Here is a 19,884-nt window from a genome sequence, read left to right as displayed (position 1 = left end):
TCGATCCTGCTGTGGGGATGGCCGTCGATGATCGCCTCGAGTGTTTCGGCGATGTAGGCAGCAGGGTTTACGTCGTTGAGTTTGCAGGTGGCGACGATCGAGGCGAGCAAAGCCCAGTTTTCCGCCCCGATTTCATGTCCGGCGAAGAGCGCGTTTTTCCTGGTCAAGCAGATCGGCCGGATGGCGTTCTCGACCGGGTTGGTGTCGAGCTCGAGACGCCCGTCTTCGAGGAAGCGGGTCAGCCCCTGCCAATGATTGAGCGCATAGCGGATATCCTCGGCGAGCGTCGAACCGCTGGAGATCATCGACAGCTGTTTCTCGAACCAGGACTTCAACGCGGCGACCATGGGCAGCGAGTGCTCCTTGCGCGCGGCCAGCCGGATGTCCGGCGATGCACCGCGCGCCATGGCTTCGATGGCGTAAAGCTGCGCGATGTGCCGAATGGCGGCCTCGGCGATCGGCGACTTGCTGTTGCGGGCCAATTTCACAAAGCGCCGGCGCAAATGGCTCCAGCAATGCACGAGCGTCCAAGGCCCTTGCGGTCGAACGACTTCGGTCAGCCGGTCATACCCGTCGTAGGCATCGCATTGCAGGAAGCTTCCGCCAAAGCCGTCCAGGAACTGCTCCGCGAAGGCGCCGCTGCGACCGGGGGCATATCGGAACAACACGATCGGTGGACTTGGACCGCTGTGGCCACGGTCGTCTGACGCGATCGCCCAGAAGTAGCCTTTCTTCGTTTGACCTCGCCCCGGATCAAGCACCGGTGCCGTGGTCTCGTCCATGAACAGGCGATCCGCCATGGCCAGGTGGCGGCGCATGTGGTCCGCGATGGGCTGAAGATGGAAGCAGGCGCGGCCGGACCAGTTGCCCAGAGTCGCCCGATCAAGCCGAATGCCTTGACGCGCATAGATCTCGGCCTGACGATAAAACGGCGTGTGGTCGCCAAACTTGGAGACGATCACATGAGCGATAGCCGCTTCGGTCGGCAGCCCGCCGGGCACGACGTGTTCCGGTGCGTGCGCCTGCGCGACAGGGCCCGAGCAGCGGCGACAGATGTATTTCGGGCGGCGTGTGACCAGCACGCGCCATTGCGCCGGGATCACGTCGAGTCGCTTGCTGACGTCCTCGCCGATCTTCGTCATGGCGCCGCAACCGCACGGACAGAGCGTGCTCGCAGGCTCGATGATCCGTTCCACTCGCGGCAAATGGGCAGGCAGACAGCCGCGATTGCGATGGGAGCCTCGATCGTCCGGATCGCTGCGCGATCGACCCTGGATGACCTTCTCGGCTCTTTCCTGCGCCGCGTCCAGAATGCCTTGCGCGATCTCCACGTCTTCGAGCGGCAAATGGAACTGATCTGGTCGTAGCTTCTCGGATTTCGAGCCGAACTTGTCGCGTCGCAATTCGCCGAGAATGACCTCCAGCCGACGCCGCGCTTCCTCCGATGCCGCCAGTGCCCCCTGATGCTCGCTCAAGGCCGCCTGCGTTTGCGCCAGAAGCGCCTTTAGGCGTTCGTTTTCGTCGCGCAGTGTCGCGATGCTCATGCGCTATTTCGAGCACATCGCCGCCGCCCGTGCCACGATCAAAATAGCTGCCGAGTCATTCTGCCGCAGTTATCCCGCCACCTGCGGGCGCCGTGCTTCTTCCGGGCGGACCAATCTCCAATCCAGCCCTTCGAACAAGGCAGCGAACATCGCCGGCGACATGCGCATCACTCCGTCCGCGATCGTTGGCCAAACGAACTTGCAACCTTCGAGGCGTTTGTGCACCAACACCAGACCCGTTCGATCCCAGACCAAAATCTTGATCCGGTCCGCTCGTTTCGATCGGAACACGAAGGCTGCGCCGCTGAACGGATCGAGACGAAGCATCTCCTGTACCTTCGCCGCAAGCCCGTCGTGGCCACAGCGGAAGTCGATCGGCCGCGTGGCAACGTAAATCTTCAGATCAGCACCGGCCGCGATCATCGTGACGCTCGCACCGCACGGATCACCCGGGATAGCTGGTCAGCATCTATGGCTGTGTCAGTCCGCAGCACGACATCGCCGATCGCAATCTCAAGCTTGACCGCCGGAGCCTGACGCTCCTTCAACGCATCTTCCACAACCAGCGGCGCAAACGTTGGTGGAGACGCCTCGCACGGCGGCAACATACCTCGCTGTCGAAGCCGCCGTCGCCAATCGTAGACCTGCCAGCGCGTCACTCCGTGCTTGCGCGCTACCTCGGATACCTGGACGCCGGGCGACAGACTCTCCGCGGCGATCCGCGCTCTCTCAGCTTCCGACCGCACACGACGTCCTGACGGCCCTTCAAGAATCTCCAGCCGGCTCACCGACCCCGCCGATGAGCCGTCCAAATAGACGTCCTTTTTGCTGTCCAATCCCATCCGAAGCCTCCGTCCTAACCGGAGGCTTCTTCGCACAGCCATCCCAGTCCCGAAGCAAGGGTTCCCGCTTAGCGCTTACGAAGATGCTGACGCCGGTGACGTCGCATTGCGCCTGGCTCGCCGCGATCAGTGTCATGTGGCGTCGTGGAGATAGCCCATGTTGGCACGAATTCAGCGCGCTGATCGGCGCTGCGGGATTTTCCGAGAGTGCGGCGAAATTCAGCGACCTTCGTGATGATTTGCAGGTCGAACTCTACATCAGGTTGGGTTGGACGGCGCCCAGTTGGCAACTGCCTCGCCGACTCCTTCGGGAAGTCGATAGGACTCTTGCGGTCCCGGAAATGCACCACCGCGGACATCGGCGGCCCAGCGCGAAAGCGCGTCATGCAACTGCTGAAAGCCTTCCGCATAGGCGCGAACGAATCTGGGGCGACGACCTTCAGTTAGGCCGAGCACGTCGTGAAACACGAGCACCTGCCCTGAACAGTCCGGGCCGGCGCCGATTCCGATCGTCGGTATTGTCAAGGAAGCGCTTGCTCGAGCAGCAAGCTCAGCCGGAATGCCCTCCAATACCAAGGCGAAACAGCCGGCCTCCTGCAGACGGTGAGCATCATCGAGCAAACGCAGCGCTTCATCCGCTTTCCGGCCCTGCACTTTGAAGCCGCCCATGACATTGACACTCTGGGGCATAAGGCCAAGGTGACCCATCACGGGAATCTCGCAATCGACAAGGGCACGTACCATCTCGATTCTCTTGCCGCCGCCCTCGAGTTTTACCGCAGCTGCGCCTCGCTGCAGGAATCCGCCGGCATTGCGTATGGTTTCCTCGACGCTGACGTGGAAGCTAAGAAACGGCATATCGGCGACGAGCAGAGCACGAGGCTTAGTGCGCGCAACGGCTTCCAAATGATGGTTCATCATCGCAACGCTCACTGGAAGCGTGTTTTCGAATCCAAGGCAAACGTTACCCACACTGTCACCGACAAGAATGATGTCGACGGAAAGATCCGCGATACGCGCCGCAACCGCGTCGTAGGCAGTCGTCATGACGAGACGCCGGCCGTCCTGCTTCCACCGCTGCAGCAGTGGAATTGTGATGCGATCGATCAGCTGCTCCGAGACGTGGCTCATTTGGACCTCAGTTCGATTTTGCGAGCGAAGTGGCAAAGCTTTGACTTCACCCAACTCGCCGACGATTTGGAAGACATACCGATCCTCAGCGTTCGAAGCGATCGAGTATGTCAGGCGATCAGCAGTCTGGTTGCTGCGATCGGGCGTTAACTATTCGCTGCTGGTCTAAGAAGGACAACAGCAAGCAATGAGTTGGTCACGGGCTCGTCAGATTCGAGCAACAGCGCCGTCGAGAACCCAGCAACGCCAGCGGCGTGCGCCCAGAATGACATAGCTCGATATCCGCCCGCCGGAGTTCTCCTTCCAGATCTCTACTAGGTCCGTTGGTGGAACGGCCGCCTCGAAACAGTGATCTGGACCGAAGGTGCTGGAACCGTGGCATTGAAGATTGCCCTCCGTCACATCCTTTGCAGCGTCTACTTTTCTCATCTGAAAAACGTTGAAGCTTTGCATATCAGCACTTCCTAAGGAGCGTGGAAGAAGATTGTCAACCTGGAGAAGAAAAAAGAAATCGACGGCCCGAAAATGACCCGCTGATGGATGAAAATGCCATTGGTTGCGCCATCACCGCCAGGAGACTGGCTTGTGTTGGTGTTGGGGCGTGGTCGGCTTCGGTTGACCCGCTCCCCGGCTGTCGCGGTCGGCGAGCGGTCGGGCTGGTTCTAGAGCAGCTCATCAGTTGCATTCCCGCGGTGACGCCATACGCCGGCGTGACATAGATCGCGCTTGCAGGTGGGCGTAGCAGCAGATTTGGATCGCTAAAGAGCTCCTATAGGGGTTGGTGCGGGTATGCTTGAGATCGGGGCGTTTCCACGTTTTGCGCAAAAAAGGAATGTGTAGCATGATCCGAGGTCGGTCATGCCCGATCCGAGGTTGAGCCGAGGCTTGTGTAGTAGGCGATCGCAGCTTTTAGGAAGGTCACGGCACAGCCCGGTCGGTCGCTATTCACCAGCTCGCTGAAGGCAATCTGCGAGGCATCGTCGATACAGACGTCCATACTTCCAGCCATGTCTTTCGCCGCGAGCCCCCAAGCTGCTTTGTCCAGTCCGGTCAGCACCGATGTGATTGCCTACACGGTTGAACTTGCGGGGCTTTTTGATATCGATCCAGATCAGCACGTCGAGATGTTCACGTTCATAGCGCCGCACCTGCTCGGCCGGTTGCGGGATGCGCAATCGGTTCAATCCTAGCCGCCGCAGGATGCGGCTGACGGACTCCGGCGAGATGCCGACATTGATTGCGATTTGTTCGCCTGTGGCGCTGCCGGCGCACGCTCCGACTTCGGCGCCTGTGGCAGGCAAGGTTTGGCTTGGCGATGAAATAGGTCTTGTGGAGCGATCACGGCCCATCCAGGCCTTCCTCGCGGAAACGCTTGGCCACTTGGCGACGGTCTTCGCCAATATGAAATTGCGCGGCCGCAGCCTTCGTCAGGGCACCTACGATCAGGCTGCGCACCATGGCCTCTCTACCTTTCGGCGTCAAAGGGCCATTCTTATGGGTGTCCATTCGGTCCTCCGGGATAGGCTAAGCTTCGACAACTTCAGCTTTCTCGTTCAGGACCGGATGCACAACCCCGCTGAAAGCTGAGACCCAGTCGTCGTCTCACAGACATCCTATCCGAACCGGCTGACACCTATATGGCCCCTCTAGAATCGCGCGTATGCGCGCAGCGATCTGCCGTGCTTCCTCAGGCCGCGGGTTGGGTTTCATGCAATCGAGTATGGCTAGCATTGCCTGAACCTCGTCGACGTTAAAGGTCGCGGCTTTGCGATCTGATAGTCCCAGAGACTGATCAGCGGCACGGGCCTGATTGGCTGCAAGTACCACAAGCGCTTGCGACCGCAGGGACGTGATGTGCCGCTCGAATTTATGCATTTGTTCGACTGTAGCTGCCCTGTGGAGGGTGTCGCAAGAGCTGGTGGCCAACCCGGTCACGAAGACGAGGGCTGGCCACCTTTGCTCCCAAGAGGCTCAAATTCTCAAGGGCTACTAAGTTTATTCTCGAGAAGTACCGCAGGGCACCTACCAAAATCGGTCGGTCCCCTCCTCGTCGGCCACTCTCTAAGCTGGCTCTTCGCCTCAAAGAACTGGAGGCACCAGCATGTGTCCAGACACGTGTGTGCTGCATGAACCAGACTGACAGGCCAAGGCCCATCAGAGAAGTAACAATGTGGGCGGGGTAAACTCAGACTGAAGGCGATGGAAGCTAAGCGCTGGAAGGATCATCCGAGACCTCGAAAGCGCCGAGTGGGAGTACTACGTTGAAGGACCGATCACGCTCTCAGCGTCATCGTCGCCACGCATGGCGAATACGAGTGCATCAAGGCAACCACGGACGGCATTCAGGCAGACAATCTCCTTTCCCTCCCTGAGTGTTGGTGGTGATTAATCGCAAGCAGTGCGGGCGCAACCTGGCGCCGTTTCGTTGCGCTGGAGTAGACGCTGTCCATGCCCTGCCGGCACGGCCAGTTGAACTTAGCGGAACATGTCCCGGCGCTTATCCCTCACCATACACAGAGGCAGCGCTGATCCTGCCACGCCCCGCTAACTGCTCCAAGTAAGCCGCGGCAAGAAGCTGATCGGGAGCTTATCGCTCGCAAAACGAGCAAAATCGCCGGAACGAGGACTAACCCCGGAGTTGGTAGCAGCGCGGACGCGGCTCAGCGCCTGACGGCCTTTGGGGGGCAACATGAGGCACTGGCCCTGCCGCATCCGCACTGCCTATGAGCTTAAAGGAAGCGTGCCTCGGCGCATGGTGGTCCTTCAGCTCATGCGCCGTCCCTGCCACGCCCCGTTAAGCCCAACGAGTCTTTATCGGCGCTGCCTTACCGAAAGCTGACAGACCTGCGCAGCACAAACCAAAAGAGCGGCCCGTGTGGGACCGCTTGCTGCTGAAAACAATAACGAAGTTTACGCCTCAGAGAAAAGACGCTGGCGCGCTCGCGATCAGCGGCAGCCGCACCGGGGCGGCGGGCGGGATTGGCGATCAGCTAATCCACCGCCCGCCTATGACAATTCTTCCTACGACCTCACGTTGCCCGGCTCGTGCGACTCTTCGGCCGTGTTGGGCTGCACATTCGGATCGCGTATAAGTTGCGTCCTAATACTTCGCGCCGCTTACCCGGTGGCGCTCCACTCTCGTTTCGCGCGTCGAGGACGATTGCGTATCGATTCGTCAAGATGCGTCAAATACGCCCATCGGCCGGTAAGCCGTGAAAACTGAACGCAATTGACGAATCCAAGAGAAAACAGCGCGGATGCGACTCGGCGCCTATGTCCACGGGGGAGGGAGTGGCCAAATGCGCTATCTCTGCCGCATCCGCTTCGCCGGAAAGCTAGGGCGTCGTGACTCGGCCCCCTCCATTGGAGCAAGGAAGGCGCTGTCCCTATCACCCGCCGCTGGCTCAGTAGTCAGCCTCGGGATCACAAGGCTAACTCACCCGGCTTTCCCGTGAGGCCCGTCGCCTCCCGGTACAGTGGACTTTAGCGAGAGAGCGGCCGCGGGTCACCTACCAACGTTGGTGGTCATGCAGAGCAATCGGGAAACTGTTGGTCACCTCTCACCGGCTGCGAACGAGAGAGAATGCGTCAGAGACGGACATAGCGATCGACTGCCGAAAATAGAGGATCACGAACTATGTTGAGCCAACCAGGCATTCTTCTGCGCGTGGACTCCTTAGGGCCATTTATCTAGGCAGGGCCGCACTACGCAACGCCAGAAGCGTTACAGCTACGAAGCCGGTTCAGGACAAGGCGGGTCTATATCAATGCTGGCCAGAGCCTGGCTCAGGGATCAGCGGCGCGCCGCCAACCGAAATCGGCCCTTCTGGTTTAGAGGGCTGGACCGTTCTCTTGGCTGGCCTCAATACGGAATGGGCCGCAGGCGGCGAAGGAGCCGGCGCGGTGGCAGCAGCAGAGGCAGCAACGGGTGAACTCTGCAAGGTCTCGATCTTCGCAGTGAGCGCCTCGATCTGGGCTGCCATTCGTTTCAAATCGGCTTGCTGCGCACTGATATTGCGATTGAATTCTGCAATTTCATCGCTCGCCTTCTGTTGGCCTGATCGGATCTCCGACAGAGCTTCCCTATCCTCAGGTAACAAGCTGAGCATTGGCGCAGGCTCACGCTGCGACGATCTCTCCCAAATTGTCTCCATGTTAGTCCAAACATAGGCTGCCACGGCACATAGACCAAAGGAGATGACCACGAGGGCAAGAACCCAAGACAAGCGCCGTGAGGATTTGTGCAAAACGCGCGGTAACTCTGAGGCGTTCGCCTCATCAATCACGTCCATCATTCTCAGCTGCCATTCCCAGACTTTATTGCTTCTCGTGCAATAATAGGCAACGGTCAAGAGCTGCGGCCGGGCGCCGCCTAGGCAGACCGGCTGTAATTTCAGAGCCGCGAAGCTGAAGCGACGTCGAGATCCAGCATGAACTCGCACCTGTGCGCCGCAATCCTTCGCCGAATGCGAGATAAGAGCAGCGAACGTCACCTCAGATCGTATCAGACTGGCGATCCAAATTGCGACGTTTGGGCGAACACTTTCGGGGCTTCAATATGAAGAGACTTCTGGCATCTTTGCTGATCGCTTACTTTTTCTTGGCCATCGCTCAGGCCGGAGCGCAGGGGCTTCCCGCTCCCTCATACTGGAGAAATGAACGAGGGTCGGAGCTGATTGTGTGGTCCGCCAATGGCGGGGCCATACAAGGGACCTTCACTAACCATGCTCAAGGGTTTGCCTGCCAGGGTATGCCTTATCCCGCCACCGGAGCCGTTGGCCCAACCGGATTGTATTTTGTTGTTACTTTTGGTCAGTGCAATTCTTTCACCCGGTGGGTTGGAAAGCTCATCGGGCCTCAAATGCCAACGTCATGGACACTGTTCTACGTTGATAAGAATGGCAGGCCCAGCAAGTTGAAGGGGACCGATACATTCACGCGCGTATGGTAGACGCACCTTTGGTGCGACGCCGCGACCTTAGATCGAAAACTCGCTTGCGTGAATCGGCCTCTCTGCGACCCGCAAGCTCCGTTTCGCCAAGCTCTGGGCTGCCCTCGATCAGTCTGGCTCGATGCTTGAGAGCAAGCAAGCACCGCAGGAACGGTCGAGGAATATAGGATCAAAGGGCCTCCCCAGATCGGCAAGGATAGGCTAAGCATGCGTTCCAATTTGCCGGACCCACACCAGCAATTGTTTTCAGGTTCTTTTTTCGAAGTCGAGCGCGGGGTTCGGCAGGTGCCGCTAAGATATGCGGCTCGGGTGCTATCGCGTTTGGTTGGAGAAAGTGAGTTTTCAGGTCTCGATACTTAAAATTCTCGCCGGCCAACCGGAGGGCCGTGCGAGTCTGGCCGTCCTGAAGCATTACTTGGCGGTGTTCTACACCAGTGGTCCGGAGTGGACCGATCGTATGAAGCGATTTGCGGCGCGGGTGCCAGACCTCAATATTTTCGGACAAGGCCTGGTTACGCGCGAACCCGGACAATGGATCATCACGGAAAAAGGCCGGGCCTTTCTTGCTATGTTGGAACAGACGGGCCCACCGACCTCTCAGGATCGAACACCCGAATGCAGGGGTGGGGAGCCTGCGGCAGGTCAGCTTTCTGTGCTTCCCTCGAGCCGACGAGGCCACGGCACCAGTCGTAGGCATAGCCGACGGAAACGGCTGAGGGCGCGCGATGGCCGATCCACCTAGCCATTCTGTCAAGTTCGCGACCGGCGACGATGTGGTTTCATCGTGCCGCGGCAACATCGCATTGACGTACGCGCACGGCCTTGATGCCTCCGCAAACCATGCTTAGATCGCAATCGCTTGATATAAAGATATTGTAGTGGCAACCGGTATTGTGACGTGGTTCACGCGCAACAAAGGGCTACGGCTTTCTTAAGGCCGATGATGGCGAAGCCGACGTACTCGTGCACATGAGCGCAGCCGCACACCGCTCTTGCTGAGGGGCCCTGGATCAGCTTCGAGCGCAAGACGGGCAGGTCCGGCAAACTGTCCGGAGAAGATCTCCGGATAAGATGACTTACCTCGCGCGCGAGGGGAGCAATGGTTCATTAGGACCAAGTCACCACAATGCGAGGCGACTCCTTCCAAAAAGCGCGGGTTTGGTGCGGAGGGTGGGGGTCGGCCAATTCTGCGCAAGTCTGAACTGGCCGATTCGCGACATTCGCAAGCTGCATCTGGGGATTAAATGCGTATGAGGCCCAGCACAGACAGAACCCCCGCGAAAGATCTTGAGTTTTTGACGTATTTGATCACAACGATTGGATGAAGTTGCGTGGTACACTCGGGGCCGGGCTGGCTCATATCCTCCCAAACATCTAACCGGCACGAGTGGTCTGAGTGTGGCGACGATGGCGCTGATTGAACTGGAAGAGGAAGATGGTGTTCCCGTCAACGCTGTCGCGAAGCTGATGAGAGTTGAGTAGCATTCAGGAATTTGCCAGATTGGCTGGCTGCCTTAGTGGGCTAAGGTCGCGGTTGGAAAAGGCTCGGCTGCGCGCCGCCCTGAACTCTGAGGCGAACTGAGAGGAGCGCTCTTCCTGAAATTGCTCTCTGAGCACTACCCTTCGCCTCGGCCGGGAGGCTGATGCACACGTCGAGCCTTTCGGAAATGTCTATCGGCTGCCATGAATCGCGCCAACATCGGCGCGATTAGCTTCGCGGGATCCTGAATAGGCTGACCAGTCTCCTGCGCAAGAATTTCAGCGTAGGCGGCAAGATCCCGGTGGACGCTCGCCGGCAGCTCGTGCGCGACCTTGACCGGCTTATCGTCTTCGATCGCTCCGATTTTCAGCTTGGCCATTTCCTCATCCCCTATACGGCTCGAGCACCAAGTCACGATTGACAATTACACGGACGAGAAATCCCGGACGGATCGTCAACGTTGGCTGAATGTTGAGATTGCGGCGAACCAGCTGCTGGCCGGTTTGATTGGCGGAATCCCCCGCCCCTCGCCGGAGCGCCGCGATGAGGTCACTGTTGGTGCTACCCGTGTCCGCCCCCGAATTCACCTCCGTGCCGACGGCGAGCAGTGTTGACAGCGCAGCTGCTCCCAGCAACTCTTTCCAATGTTTATCGACCTGATCCTCAAGGCCGGAGTAACCTGCTGCATCGGCCCCCGGCTGGCGCTCGAGCACAATTGAACGCCCGTTCGGCATGATGAGCCGGGTCCAGACCAGGAGCACGCGAGACTGGCCAAATGCGAGCTGGCTATCGTAAGTGCCGACCAGCCTCGCTCCCTGCGGGATAAGGCGAGCTCGCCCTGTAGGAGAGTCGTACACCGCTTCTGTGACTTGCGCGGTAATCTGGCCGGGCAGATCGGAGCGAATGCCGGTGATGAGGGCGGCCGGAATGACCGTTCCCGCCTGGACCACGAAGGGCGAAGCTGGCCTGGCCAAGCGATCCGGGCTGGTCATCCGGCGGTCGACCGTTTCGCTTAGGAACGCAAGTTTTCGGTCCTGTCCATTCTGGGCGAGCGCTTCATCCGTCGCTGTCGCGGCATTCGACCGTGCTTCATTAGCCGCCGTCCTAGCGGCCGGCGGGCGGACGTTGGTGCTGACGAACACTTTGCTGGTGCGTGCCGCCTCGCTCTCTTGGTTGACCCGCTGCTGTTCCGCATCTACGCCAAGCGGACTGGAGCTCGAAGCGCCTTGCGCAGCGACGATTGGCCGGCCGAGATCGCCGGGCAAAGGGGGACCTAATCGTGGCACGCCCTTTGGGACTTCGGTGTAGTCTTTCGGCAGAGTTGCAAGCTGATCGGCGACGTTGTGGTGATTGGTTGCGTAGAGCTCCTCCGGGGCGGCATTACGCGATCGGCTCCCCTGCAGCGCCCAGTACACCGCGCCGGAGATGAGCACGAGCAAAAGCGCGCTACCACCCGCAAGCACTTTGCGCGACAGGCGCACCACCTGCGGCCGGTCTGGCCGAAGCCGCAGGCTTTGCGCATTCTCTTCCGCCGGCTTTATGCGAGGCGCATCGTTAGGGGTGTCATTCGCTTGGCCTGAATCGGTCACAGGGACCTCCCGTCGGTTCTTACGATCCTGACCTTCTGCTGGTGTTCCTCGCCGAGCTTCAGTTCCGCGGCCGCGAACAGCCGGTCGACGATCAGGAGGTTACCGTAAGCACGGTAGTTGACGAGCTCGGCCTTGCCGTCAGGCCCGATCACGAATAGCGGCGGCATCTCGCCCTGGACGATTCCGGGCGAGAACTCGACATAGACCTTGCGGCCATCATCATAGACGTTGACCGGGCGCCAGGGCGGGTTGTCGCCTTCGATGACATAGCGATAGCGACGCGCTGCCAGATCCGGGATAAAGGGCGCAGGCGGCAGAGCCCGGCCGTGCGCTGTCCGATCCTCTGGGTAGAACCACGCGACCGACGGCATATAAGGCTTCTCACGAGAGCGGAGCTCAAGGAGGTAGGTGCGACGGTCGGTGTTGATGACGAGATTGGTCTCGATCGACGGCCGCGTCGGCTTGACCATGATGTGAACCCGGCGTGTGTCGCCGTTGCCGCTTTCGGTATCGCCGACAACCCACCTTGCTGTGTCACCAGCGGCAACCGGTCCGGAGCCGATCAGCTGCTCACCTTGCTCGAGCGCAATATCCGTGATTTGTCCCGGGGCGGCATAGATCTGGTAGAGTGCGCCGGGGCTATAGGAAAACACCTGCACTGCGTTGAAGTAGCCGGTCTTACGCGGCTGCACGCGTGCTGCATCATTTGCGGTTTCGATACGCTCGATGGGCTCCTTGGCTTCCGCGCTCTTGCCGCCGTGTGCAGCTTTCCAGCCGGGCGGCACATGCAACGGCCGCGGACGATCGTCGCTGAGCGCCGGCGTATCTAGCGGAGGCGGAAGCTCGCTATCATAGCTGATTTGCGGCGGCTTGAACGTTGTGCAGCCGCCAAGGCTGGACACACCGACCAGAAGAGCCAGAGGCAGGCGCGGCCACACTTTCCGTGGCGCAAGGACAAGATCTGACAGCATTGTTAGCCCAGCTCCTTCGACCAGTTGATTGCGTTGACGTAGATCCCAAGCGGATTCTTGCGCAGCCGGTCGAGATCACGCGGCATCTCCACGACGACGCTCAGGATGGCGCTCCAGCGCTCGGTCGCGGCAAGCTGGCCGTTGTCGTAACGGCGTTCGATCCACGCCAGGCGAAAGCTCTCGGGCGAAGCCCGGATCACGCTCGAAACCTCGATTGCAATTTGCGTTTTGCCGAGCTTGGCGAACGGGTCATTGTTGCGGGCGTAGTCATTGAGGGCTGCCGCGCCCCGGTCCGTCGTAAAGTCGTAGGCGCGCAGCCAGTTTTCCCGCAAGACGATGGCGTCCATCGGCAAGCCCCGCACCTGCTCGATGAAGCGCGCCAGGTGAAACGATATCTGCGGATCGGTCGGCTGATAGGCGGCATTTGCCGGCGCCACGGTCTTGGCTTCGCCTAGCTGATCGACCTCGACTACCCAAGGTGTGATCGTGCCGTGCGCTGACTGCCAGACCAAAGCGCAAGCAAAACCTGCCGATAAGAAAAGACAGCCGAACGCCATTAAGCGCCAGTTCTTGGCCTGGACGCGCGCCGCACCAATGCGGTCGTCCCAGACCTGGGCGGCTCGTTGGTAAGGAGTGACGGGTTGTGGTGTGCGGCCATAGTGAACGGCCGATCGTTTGAACATCGTTTGCCCCCAAGAGATGGCTGAGTTGAAAGAGAGAAGGTCAGTGATCTCCTTGCGAAAGGTCGACGGATCCGCCGCCTCCGCCGTGATCACCCGAGCGGATCGCGTGTGTTGCCGCTGATGCCCCATGCTGGAGGGTCTGCGCCCGCTTCATTCGGCGAACCCATGCGGGGGTGCCGTCGTAAGCAGCAGAAGACTCCCCTTCCCCCTTCCCGGCATCGCTCGTTCTTCCGCCAAGACCACCTGCGAGCGAGCGCAGAGGACTTGCAGCAGTCGAGCCCGTCACCTCGGAGCCGGATGCCTGAGCGGCCCGAAATACGTTCCCGGCGCGACCGGCGATCGCGCCTCCGCCGCGCACGGCGCCCGCCATGACCCCGCCGGCGAGACCTGCGGCGCCTGCGGCAAGGCCGGCGCCAGCGACGACCGCACCACCGGCGGCCAGCCCAGTGCCAAGTGCACTACCCGCGCCAAGCTGCGGGCCGCCAGAGACGATACCGTTGGCAATGCCAGGCCCAAAGATGCCGAGACCAAGCAAGGAAAGAGCGCCGAGAACCAAGGCCATCGCATTCTCGATGGTCGGCTGATTGGCGCCGAAGCCGGCTGTGAACTGAGAGAACAAGGTCGACCCAATGCCGACAATGACCGCCAGAACCAGGACCTTGACGCCGGAGGAGACCACGTTGCCCAGCACCCGCTCCGCCGCAAAGGCAGTTTTGCCGAACAGGCCGAAGGGGATCAGGACGAATCCGGCAAGGGTCGTCAGCTTGAACTCGATCAGCGTGACCAAGAGCTGGATCGCCAAAATGAAGAACGCCAGCAGCACCACGATCCAGGCGAACAGAAGAACCGCGATCTGGACGAAGTTCTCGAAGAAGCTGACATAGCCCATTAGGGATGAGATGGAATCCAGGATCGGGCGGCCGGCATCGAGCCCGACCTGCGCAATGCGGCCTGGGCGCAGGAAATCTGCCGATGAGAGGCTCGTGCCAGAGGCTTTCAGGCCGAGGCCTGCAAAGCTCTCGAAGACGGTGCGGGCAAGGCTATTCCAATTGCCGATCAGATAGGCAAAGACGCCGACAAACAGCGTCTTCTTGACGAGCCGGCCAATGATGTCCTCTTCGCTCCCAAATGACCAGAACAGGCCTGCGAGCGTAAGGTCGATCGCGGCCAATGTGGTGGCGAGATAGCCGACTTCTCCACCGACGAGGCCGAAGCCTGAATCGAGATAGCGCGTGAAGGTTTCGAGGAATTGGTCGATGACCCCTGTGCCGCCCATGGCTCACTCGCTTTGGCTCGGAATGGATGGTAAGGCGGACGGGAGACGGCTTTCGTCCTTGCGCGGCAGAGGAGCTGCCGATGCACCGCAACCCGTCCGGCTCTCGGAGCCGTTTGAGGAGCCCGTTCCTCCCAAGAACCGGCTGCGCTGTTCGGCCCAGATCTTCCGGCACTCGAGGAAGGCCTCTTTCTGCGCCTCAGTGGCGGTGCGGCATTGATCGAGCTTTGCCGCAGCCGCTTCGGCCTTGGGAGCGAGCCCGGAAGCTCGGGGTGTGCTCTCATCGCCGCGCAGGCGAATGGCGCATGCCGCCACGACGACCACGGTGAGTGCCACTGCTGCCGTTCCCGGCAGCCGTTCAAGTCTGATCTTCATCATCAGTGAAACATCTGCACGGTTGTTGGTTGGTAGGCCTGTCCCTGGCTCAGGAAGCGCCGCAACTGCTCCCTTCCCTGGTCCTGCGCAGTTGCCCGCTGCGCGTCCTGAATTGATTGCGCACGGCCTTGCGCGGCCACGGCAGCGGTAAGGTCCGCGAGCTGCTGGGCTTGCAGCGCCAAGAGCTGATTGCCGGCCTGGCTCGCCTGGAGTGCGCCTGATGCGCCCTGGCTCGCGGTGACGAGGGCCGACGTCTGGGTCCTGTTGGTATCGAGGTTGCCGACAACGGTCGCCTGTACCCGCATGGCGTCCTGCAGCCCGGCTACCGAGTTCTGCCAGCGAGCTTGCGCGTTGGCGACCATGACCCCATCGGACATGCTCGATGATGCCGGGGCGTAAGTTGTCGAGAAGGCGCGATCGATCTGCTGGACGTCGTAGGCAATCCGCTGGGCCTGCGAGAGCAGCTGCTGAGTGCGCTGGATCGACCGCTCCAGCTGCTGCAATGATGAATACGGCAGGCTCGCCAGATTTTTCGCCTGGTTGATCAGCATCTGCGCTTCATTCTGCAGAGAGGTGATCTGGTTGTTGATCTGCTGCAGCTCGCGCGTGGCGGTCAGAACGCTCTGCACGTAATTGTTGGGATCGAACACGATCCACTGCGCCTTGCCCTCACGGGGCGCTTGCATGACGGCCACGGCGATCAAGCTGGCTGCCGTCAGCCAACGGAGACGGTTCATATTAGGTTTCCTTTCGCAAGCTGCGGAATGAGATTGCAGGCCCAGCCGAGACCTCGCGCTTTCAGCCAATTCGTGACGAAATCGTTGTTTCCGTGCTGTTCGAGGACTTGCTCGATCAGAGCCTGATCGGTCTTGGAAGACGCGGCAGCAAAGGCAAGCGCGATTTCGCCGAGGCCGAGCTCGAACAGCCGATTGCCCCGGCGCGACTGGCAGTAATAGTCGCGCTTGGGCGTGGCTCGGGCGAGGATTTCGATCTGGCGGTCATTCAGTCCGAACCGCCCGTAAACGCTTGAGATCTGCGGCTCGATCGCGCGATCATTCGGCAACAGGATCCGGGTCGCGCAGCTCTCGATGATGGCGGGCGCAATGGCTGAGCCATCGATATCTGCCAGCGACTGGGTCGCAAACACGACCGAAGCGTTTTTCTTGCGCAGCGTCTTGAGCCATTCGCGGAGCTTGCCGGCAAAATCGGCATCATCGAGCGCAAGCCAGCCCTCATCGATGATGAGCAGCGTGGGACGGCCATCAAACCGGTCCTCAATCCGGTGAAACAGATAAGAGAGGACCGCCGGCGCGACATCGGTCCCGATCAGCCCATCGGTCTCGAACACCTGAACGGAGGCGTCTCCCAGCCGTTCGCCTTCCGCGTCCAGGAGCCGCTCGAAAGGACCACCCAGGCAGAAGGGTTGCAAGGCACGCTTGAGCGCATTGGACTGGAGCAGAACGGAAAGGCCGGTCAGGGTCCGCTCCCCGGCTGGCGCGGAGGCAAGCGACGTCAATGCAGACCAGACATGGTCCTTGGTGTCGGGCGTGACGTCGATGCGCTCGCGGCTCAAGATCGAGGCGATCCAATCGGCGGCCCAGCCGCGCTCACCGACGTCCTCGATGCGCGCAAGCGGCTGAAGGGCGACAGGGTCGGCGGACTTGCCGGCAATCGCGCCGCCAAGGTCATGCCAGTCGCCGCCCATCGCGATTGCGGCTGCGCGGATCGAGCCGCCAAAATCGAAGGCGAAGATCTGGCTCTGCGGATAACGGCGGAATTGGAGCGCCATGAGCGCGAGCAGCACCGACTTGCCGGCGCCCGTCGGCCCGACCACCAGGGTATGACCGACATCCCCCACATGAAGTGAGAAGCGGAATGGCGTCGATCCTTCCGTTTTGCCGAAGAACAGTGGAGGCGCCTTGAAATAGCCATCCCTCACCTCTCCCGCCCAGACGGCAGAGAGCGGGATCATATGGGCAAGGTTCAAGGTCGAGATCGGAGGCTGGCGGACGTTGGCATAGACTTGTCCCGGCAGGCTGCCGAGCCAGGCCTCGACGGCATTGACCGTCTCAGCCATGCAGGTGAAGTCCCGGCCCTGGATTACTTTTTCGACGAGGCGGAGCTTTTCGTCGGCTGCGCGAGGATCCCTGTCCCAGACCGTGACGGTCACTGTTACGAAGGCTTCACCGATATGATCCGAGCCGAGTTCCTGGAGCGCGCTGTCAGCATCCATGGCCTTGTTGTGAGCGTCGGTGTCCAGAAGGGTGGAAGCCTCGCTCGTCATCACCTCTTTGAGGATCGCGGCGATCGACTTGCGCTTTGCAAACCATTGCCGCCGGATTTTCGTCAGAAGCTTTGTCGCATCGGTCTTGTCGAGCATGATGGCCCGCGTCGACCAGCGATAAGGAAAGGCAAGGCGATTAAGATCGTCGAGAATTCCCGGCGTGGTCGCGCTCGGAAATCCCACGAGCGTCAGCACGCGCAGATGCGCATCCCCCAGCATCGGCTCCAGCCCGCCGGTGAGCGGCTGATCGGCAAGGAGCGCATCGAGATACATCGGGATTTCCGGCACCCGCACACGGTGCCGCTTGGTCGAGACTGTCGAGTGAAGGTAAGTAAGCGTTTGCTCGTCATCGAGCCAGCCACATTCCGGCATGAAGCCTTCAATGAGCTGCAACACCCGGGCAGTCCGGTCCACAAAACCGGGAAGCACCTCTCGCGCGTCCGCTGCGGCACGGCGATGGCTACCCTCGTAGAGGAGACGCTCTGCCAGCGCCGCGCTCTCGGCCGGCGGTAGATAGAGGAAGGTCAGGTAGTAGCTTGATTCGTAGTGGCTGCCGGCTTCCTCGAATTGCGCCTTGCGCTCCGCATCCACAAGCGCGGAGGCGATATCCGGGAATGTATCCGGGGGATAGCGTCCCGCAGAATGCCGCTGCGCCTCCACGAAGACGGCCCACCCGGAGCCGAGACGCCGCAGCGCGTTGTTCAGCCGGGCGGCGATGGCGACGAGCTCAGCGGGCACGGCGCTGTCCAGATCTGGCCCTCTGAATCGGGCCGTTCGCTGAAAAGAGCCATCCTTGTTGAGGATGATTCCCTCATCGACCAGGGCGGCCCAAGGCAAGAAGTCGGCAAGGCGCGTGTTTGAGCGACGGTATTCGGCAAGATTCATCATGGACCGACTTCAGGCGCTGAGATGACCGGGGACGTGAACATGGCGGCGCACGACTTCCACGAATTCTGGATCACGCTTGGCGGCCCAGACCGCGGCCATGTGGCCAATGAAGGCGAGGAGAAGGCCAGCCAGCCACAAGCGCAGGCCGAGGCCGAGCGCTGCGGCCAATGTGCCGTTGAGGATGGCAACTGAACGCGGCGCGCCGCCCATCAGGATTGGTTCGGTGAGCGAGCGATGGACGGGCGCGGCAAACCCTGCGACTGGCTCATCCATCAGATCACCACCCCACCGCCGAACGAGAAGAACGAGAGAAAGAAGCTGGAAGCCGCGAAGGCGATCGACAGGCCGAACACGATCTGGATCAGGCGCCGGAACCCGCCGGACGTGTCGCCGAAGGCCAGCGAGAGCCCGGTGACGATGATGATGATGACCGCGATGATCTTTGCGACCGGGCCCTCAACCGATTGCAGGATCTGGTTCAGCGGCTGCTCCCACGGCATGTTTGAGCCGGCGGCCCATGCCGGTTCGGCTAGGAGGGAAAGCGCCGCGAATGCGGTGACTGAGAAGAAACCTCTCCCAAGAGATGATCGCGTTGTCATGACTGATCTCCGATTTTCGACAGGCTGTAATCACCCGATGGTCCGAGCGCGGTCACATAGGCTAGCTCGCTCAAGCGCCGCTCGGCACCACGGCCAGACAGCACGGCGACGACGTTGATGGTCTCCGCGATCAGCGCGCGCGGGACCGTCACCACGGCCTCCTGGATGAGCTGCTCGAGCCGCCGCAGAGCTCCAAGCCCAGTGCCGGCGTGAATCGTGCCGATGCCGCCAGGATGGCCCGTGCCCCAGGCTTTCAGGAGATCGAGCGCCTCGGCGCCCCGCACCTCGCCGACCGGGATGCGGTCAGGCCGGAGACGCAGCGAGGAGCGCACCAGGTCGGACAGCGAGACGACGCCGTCCTTCGTTCGCAGCGCCACAAAGTTTGGCGCCTGGCACTGAAGCTCGCGGGTATCTTCAATGAGGACGACCCGGTCTGACGTCTTAGCGACTTCGGCAAGAAGGGCATTCGTCAGTGTCGTCTTTCCCGTCGAAGTGCCGCCCGCGACCAGGATGTTCTTCCTTGCGGCAACTGCCTCGCGCAGCGCGCCCGCCTGCTCTGCGTTCATGATGCCGCGAGCGACGTAGTCATCGAGGCCAAAGACAGCGACTGCGGGTTTGCGGATCGCGAACGCCGGCGCGGTAACGACGGGCGGCAGCAAGCCTTCGAAACGCTCACCCGTTTCCGGGAGCTCGGCCGAGATCCGGGGTGAACCAGGGTGAACTTCAGCGCCGACATAGTGCGCGACCAGGCGGACAATGCGCTCGCCGTCGGCGGGAGGCAGGCTCTCCCCGGTGTCCGTCAGCCCGCCCGACAACCGATCGATCCACAGCCGGCCATCAGGGTTGAGCATCACTTCGACGATGGATGGATCTTCAAGGAAGCCTGCGATCGCAGGTCCGAGCGCCGTGCGGAGCATGCGTGCTCCGCGTAGCACAGCTTCTGAATGAAGTGAGTGGATGACCACGCCTGCCCCCAAAACAACCGAGACAGCTGACGATCAGCGGCCTCTGTGGGGATAAGTAGAAAAAGCAGAACCTGCGCTATCGCAACAACGGGTCCACCCCGTTCGTAGTCTGGCGTAGAAGAAGAAAGGTTCGGATAGAATGTTTCGACAGGCCGAAGACGGGGCGTTATGGCGTCAGCCCAATGATAGGCCGGCGTTCCCACGACTGATCTTCATCACGCCCGCAGGACGACAGAGCCCGCGGCTTGACCAACGCCATCCACGAGCTTGCGCCCCGCCTCGGCGTATGGCGGAAGCCGCAGCCGTTCC

Annotated in this window: 20 protein-coding genes and 1 pseudogene; 2 read left to right on the top strand and 19 right to left on the bottom strand. The window is 60.9% G+C overall.

Annotated features, from left to right (window positions below; translation table 11 throughout):
• The 8 genes from tnpC to A5906_RS05450 form a co-directional block, all read right to left on the bottom strand.
• Window positions 1-1,544, bottom strand: a 1,544-nt coding sequence (gene tnpC, locus A5906_RS05495; RefSeq protein ID WP_136614990.1) for an IS66 family transposase, incomplete at its 3' end; no start/stop codon positions are given.
• 69 nt (window positions 1,545-1,613) lie between these two features.
• On the bottom strand, window positions 1,614-1,967 hold the full coding sequence (tnpB, locus tag A5906_RS05490; protein WP_080134255.1) for an IS66 family insertion sequence element accessory protein TnpB: 354 nt from the start codon (window positions 1,965-1,967) through the stop codon (window positions 1,614-1,616).
• Window positions 1,964-2,386 carry an IS66-like element accessory protein TnpA gene (gene tnpA / locus A5906_RS05485; protein WP_080134254.1) on the bottom strand — a complete coding sequence of 141 codons (423 nt, stop codon included), beginning with the start codon at window positions 2,384-2,386 and terminating at the stop codon, window positions 1,964-1,966. The genes tnpB and tnpA overlap by 4 nt, the downstream gene beginning before the upstream one ends.
• A gap of 258 nt (window positions 2,387-2,644) precedes the next feature.
• Complete coding sequence (gene panB, locus A5906_RS05480; protein WP_080134253.1) at window positions 2,645-3,517, bottom strand: 3-methyl-2-oxobutanoate hydroxymethyltransferase; 873 nt, start codon at window positions 3,515-3,517, stop codon at window positions 2,645-2,647.
• Between the two features lie 207 nt (window positions 3,518-3,724).
• Window positions 3,725-3,970: an aspartate 1-decarboxylase gene (locus A5906_RS05475; RefSeq protein ID WP_080134252.1), complete on the bottom strand. Its 246-nt coding sequence runs from the start codon at window positions 3,968-3,970 to the stop codon at window positions 3,725-3,727.
• Between the two features lie 488 nt (window positions 3,971-4,458).
• Window positions 4,459-4,866 carry a hypothetical protein gene (locus A5906_RS41080; RefSeq protein WP_136614989.1) on the bottom strand — a complete coding sequence of 136 codons (408 nt, stop codon included), beginning with the start codon at window positions 4,864-4,866 and terminating at the stop codon, window positions 4,459-4,461.
• Window positions 4,856-5,023, bottom strand: coding sequence for a helix-turn-helix domain-containing protein (locus A5906_RS42445; RefSeq protein WP_161495367.1), 168 nt, complete (start codon window positions 5,021-5,023; stop codon window positions 4,856-4,858). Before A5906_RS42445 ends, A5906_RS41080 begins: the two co-directional genes overlap by 11 nt.
• 2,258 nt (window positions 5,024-7,281) lie before the next feature.
• Window positions 7,282-7,812 carry a hypothetical protein gene (locus A5906_RS05450; RefSeq protein WP_080134248.1) on the bottom strand — a complete coding sequence of 177 codons (531 nt, stop codon included), beginning with the start codon at window positions 7,810-7,812 and terminating at the stop codon, window positions 7,282-7,284.
• Between the two features lie 263 nt (window positions 7,813-8,075).
• On the opposite strand from A5906_RS05450, the gene A5906_RS05445 reads away from it, so the two are divergent.
• A complete protein-coding gene (locus tag A5906_RS05445; protein WP_080134247.1) occupies window positions 8,076-8,468 on the top strand; it encodes an avidin/streptavidin family protein in 393 nt (130 codons plus the stop codon).
• A gap of 945 nt (window positions 8,469-9,413) precedes the next feature.
• Window positions 9,414-9,467: pseudogene (locus A5906_RS46320) on the top strand (hypothetical protein); the annotation flags it as partial.
• Between the two features lie 617 nt (window positions 9,468-10,084).
• On the opposite strand, the gene A5906_RS05430 reads toward A5906_RS46320, so the two are convergent.
• Genes A5906_RS05430 through trbB form a run of 11 tightly spaced genes read right to left on the bottom strand, consistent with a single transcriptional unit; the run spans window position 10,085 to window position 19,527 of the window.
• Complete coding sequence (locus A5906_RS05430) at window positions 10,085-10,327, bottom strand: DUF2274 domain-containing protein (protein WP_080134246.1); 243 nt, start codon at window positions 10,325-10,327, stop codon at window positions 10,085-10,087.
• Between the two features lie 4 nt (window positions 10,328-10,331).
• Window positions 10,332-11,537: a TraB/TrbI/VirB10 family type IV secretion system protein gene (locus A5906_RS05425; RefSeq protein WP_080134245.1), complete on the bottom strand. Its 1,206-nt coding sequence runs from the start codon at window positions 11,535-11,537 to the stop codon at window positions 10,332-10,334.
• Window positions 11,534-12,508: a P-type conjugative transfer protein TrbG gene (gene trbG / locus A5906_RS05420; protein WP_080134244.1), complete on the bottom strand. Its 975-nt coding sequence runs from the start codon at window positions 12,506-12,508 to the stop codon at window positions 11,534-11,536. The genes A5906_RS05425 and trbG overlap by 4 nt, the downstream gene beginning before the upstream one ends.
• A gap of 2 nt (window positions 12,509-12,510) precedes the next feature.
• Window positions 12,511-13,191 carry a conjugal transfer protein TrbF gene (gene trbF, locus A5906_RS05415; protein ID WP_080134243.1) on the bottom strand — a complete coding sequence of 227 codons (681 nt, stop codon included), beginning with the start codon at window positions 13,189-13,191 and terminating at the stop codon, window positions 12,511-12,513.
• Window positions 13,192-13,231: 40 nt separating this feature from the next.
• Window positions 13,232-14,467 (bottom strand): P-type conjugative transfer protein TrbL, encoded by a 1,236-nt coding sequence (gene trbL / locus A5906_RS05410; RefSeq protein ID WP_080134242.1) that lies wholly within the window; start codon window positions 14,465-14,467, stop codon window positions 13,232-13,234.
• A 3-nt stretch (window positions 14,468-14,470) separates the two neighbouring features.
• Window positions 14,471-14,842 (bottom strand): putative entry exclusion protein TrbK-alt, encoded by a 372-nt coding sequence (gene trbK-alt, locus A5906_RS05405; RefSeq protein ID WP_080134241.1) that lies wholly within the window; start codon window positions 14,840-14,842, stop codon window positions 14,471-14,473.
• Window positions 14,842-15,576: a P-type conjugative transfer protein TrbJ gene (trbJ, locus tag A5906_RS05400; RefSeq protein ID WP_080134240.1), complete on the bottom strand. Its 735-nt coding sequence runs from the start codon at window positions 15,574-15,576 to the stop codon at window positions 14,842-14,844. Before trbJ ends, trbK-alt begins: the two co-directional genes overlap by 1 nt.
• Window positions 15,573-18,011 carry a conjugal transfer protein TrbE gene (gene trbE, locus A5906_RS05395; protein WP_080134239.1) on the bottom strand — a complete coding sequence of 813 codons (2,439 nt, stop codon included), beginning with the start codon at window positions 18,009-18,011 and terminating at the stop codon, window positions 15,573-15,575. Before trbE ends, trbJ begins: the two co-directional genes overlap by 4 nt.
• A 9-nt stretch (window positions 18,012-18,020) precedes the next feature.
• The gene (locus A5906_RS05390) at window positions 18,021-18,284 is read right to left on the bottom strand and encodes a VirB3 family type IV secretion system protein (protein WP_080134238.1); all 264 of its coding nucleotides are present in this window, start codon (window positions 18,282-18,284) and stop codon (window positions 18,021-18,023) included.
• Window positions 18,284-18,610: a TrbC/VirB2 family type IV secretion system protein gene (locus A5906_RS05385; protein WP_080134237.1), complete on the bottom strand. Its 327-nt coding sequence runs from the start codon at window positions 18,608-18,610 to the stop codon at window positions 18,284-18,286. The genes A5906_RS05390 and A5906_RS05385 overlap by 1 nt, the downstream gene beginning before the upstream one ends.
• Entirely contained in the window at window positions 18,607-19,527 is a 921-nt protein-coding gene (trbB, locus tag A5906_RS05380; RefSeq protein ID WP_080134236.1) for a P-type conjugative transfer ATPase TrbB, read from the bottom strand. Before trbB ends, A5906_RS05385 begins: the two co-directional genes overlap by 4 nt.
• Window positions 19,528-19,884: the final 357 nt, after the last annotated feature.

Origin of the sequence: Bradyrhizobium sacchari (assembly GCF_002068095.1) — a bacterium.
GTDB classification, from domain to species: domain Bacteria; phylum Pseudomonadota; class Alphaproteobacteria; order Rhizobiales; family Xanthobacteraceae; genus Bradyrhizobium; species Bradyrhizobium sacchari.
This window is presented reverse-complemented; position numbering and strand designations above follow the sequence as displayed.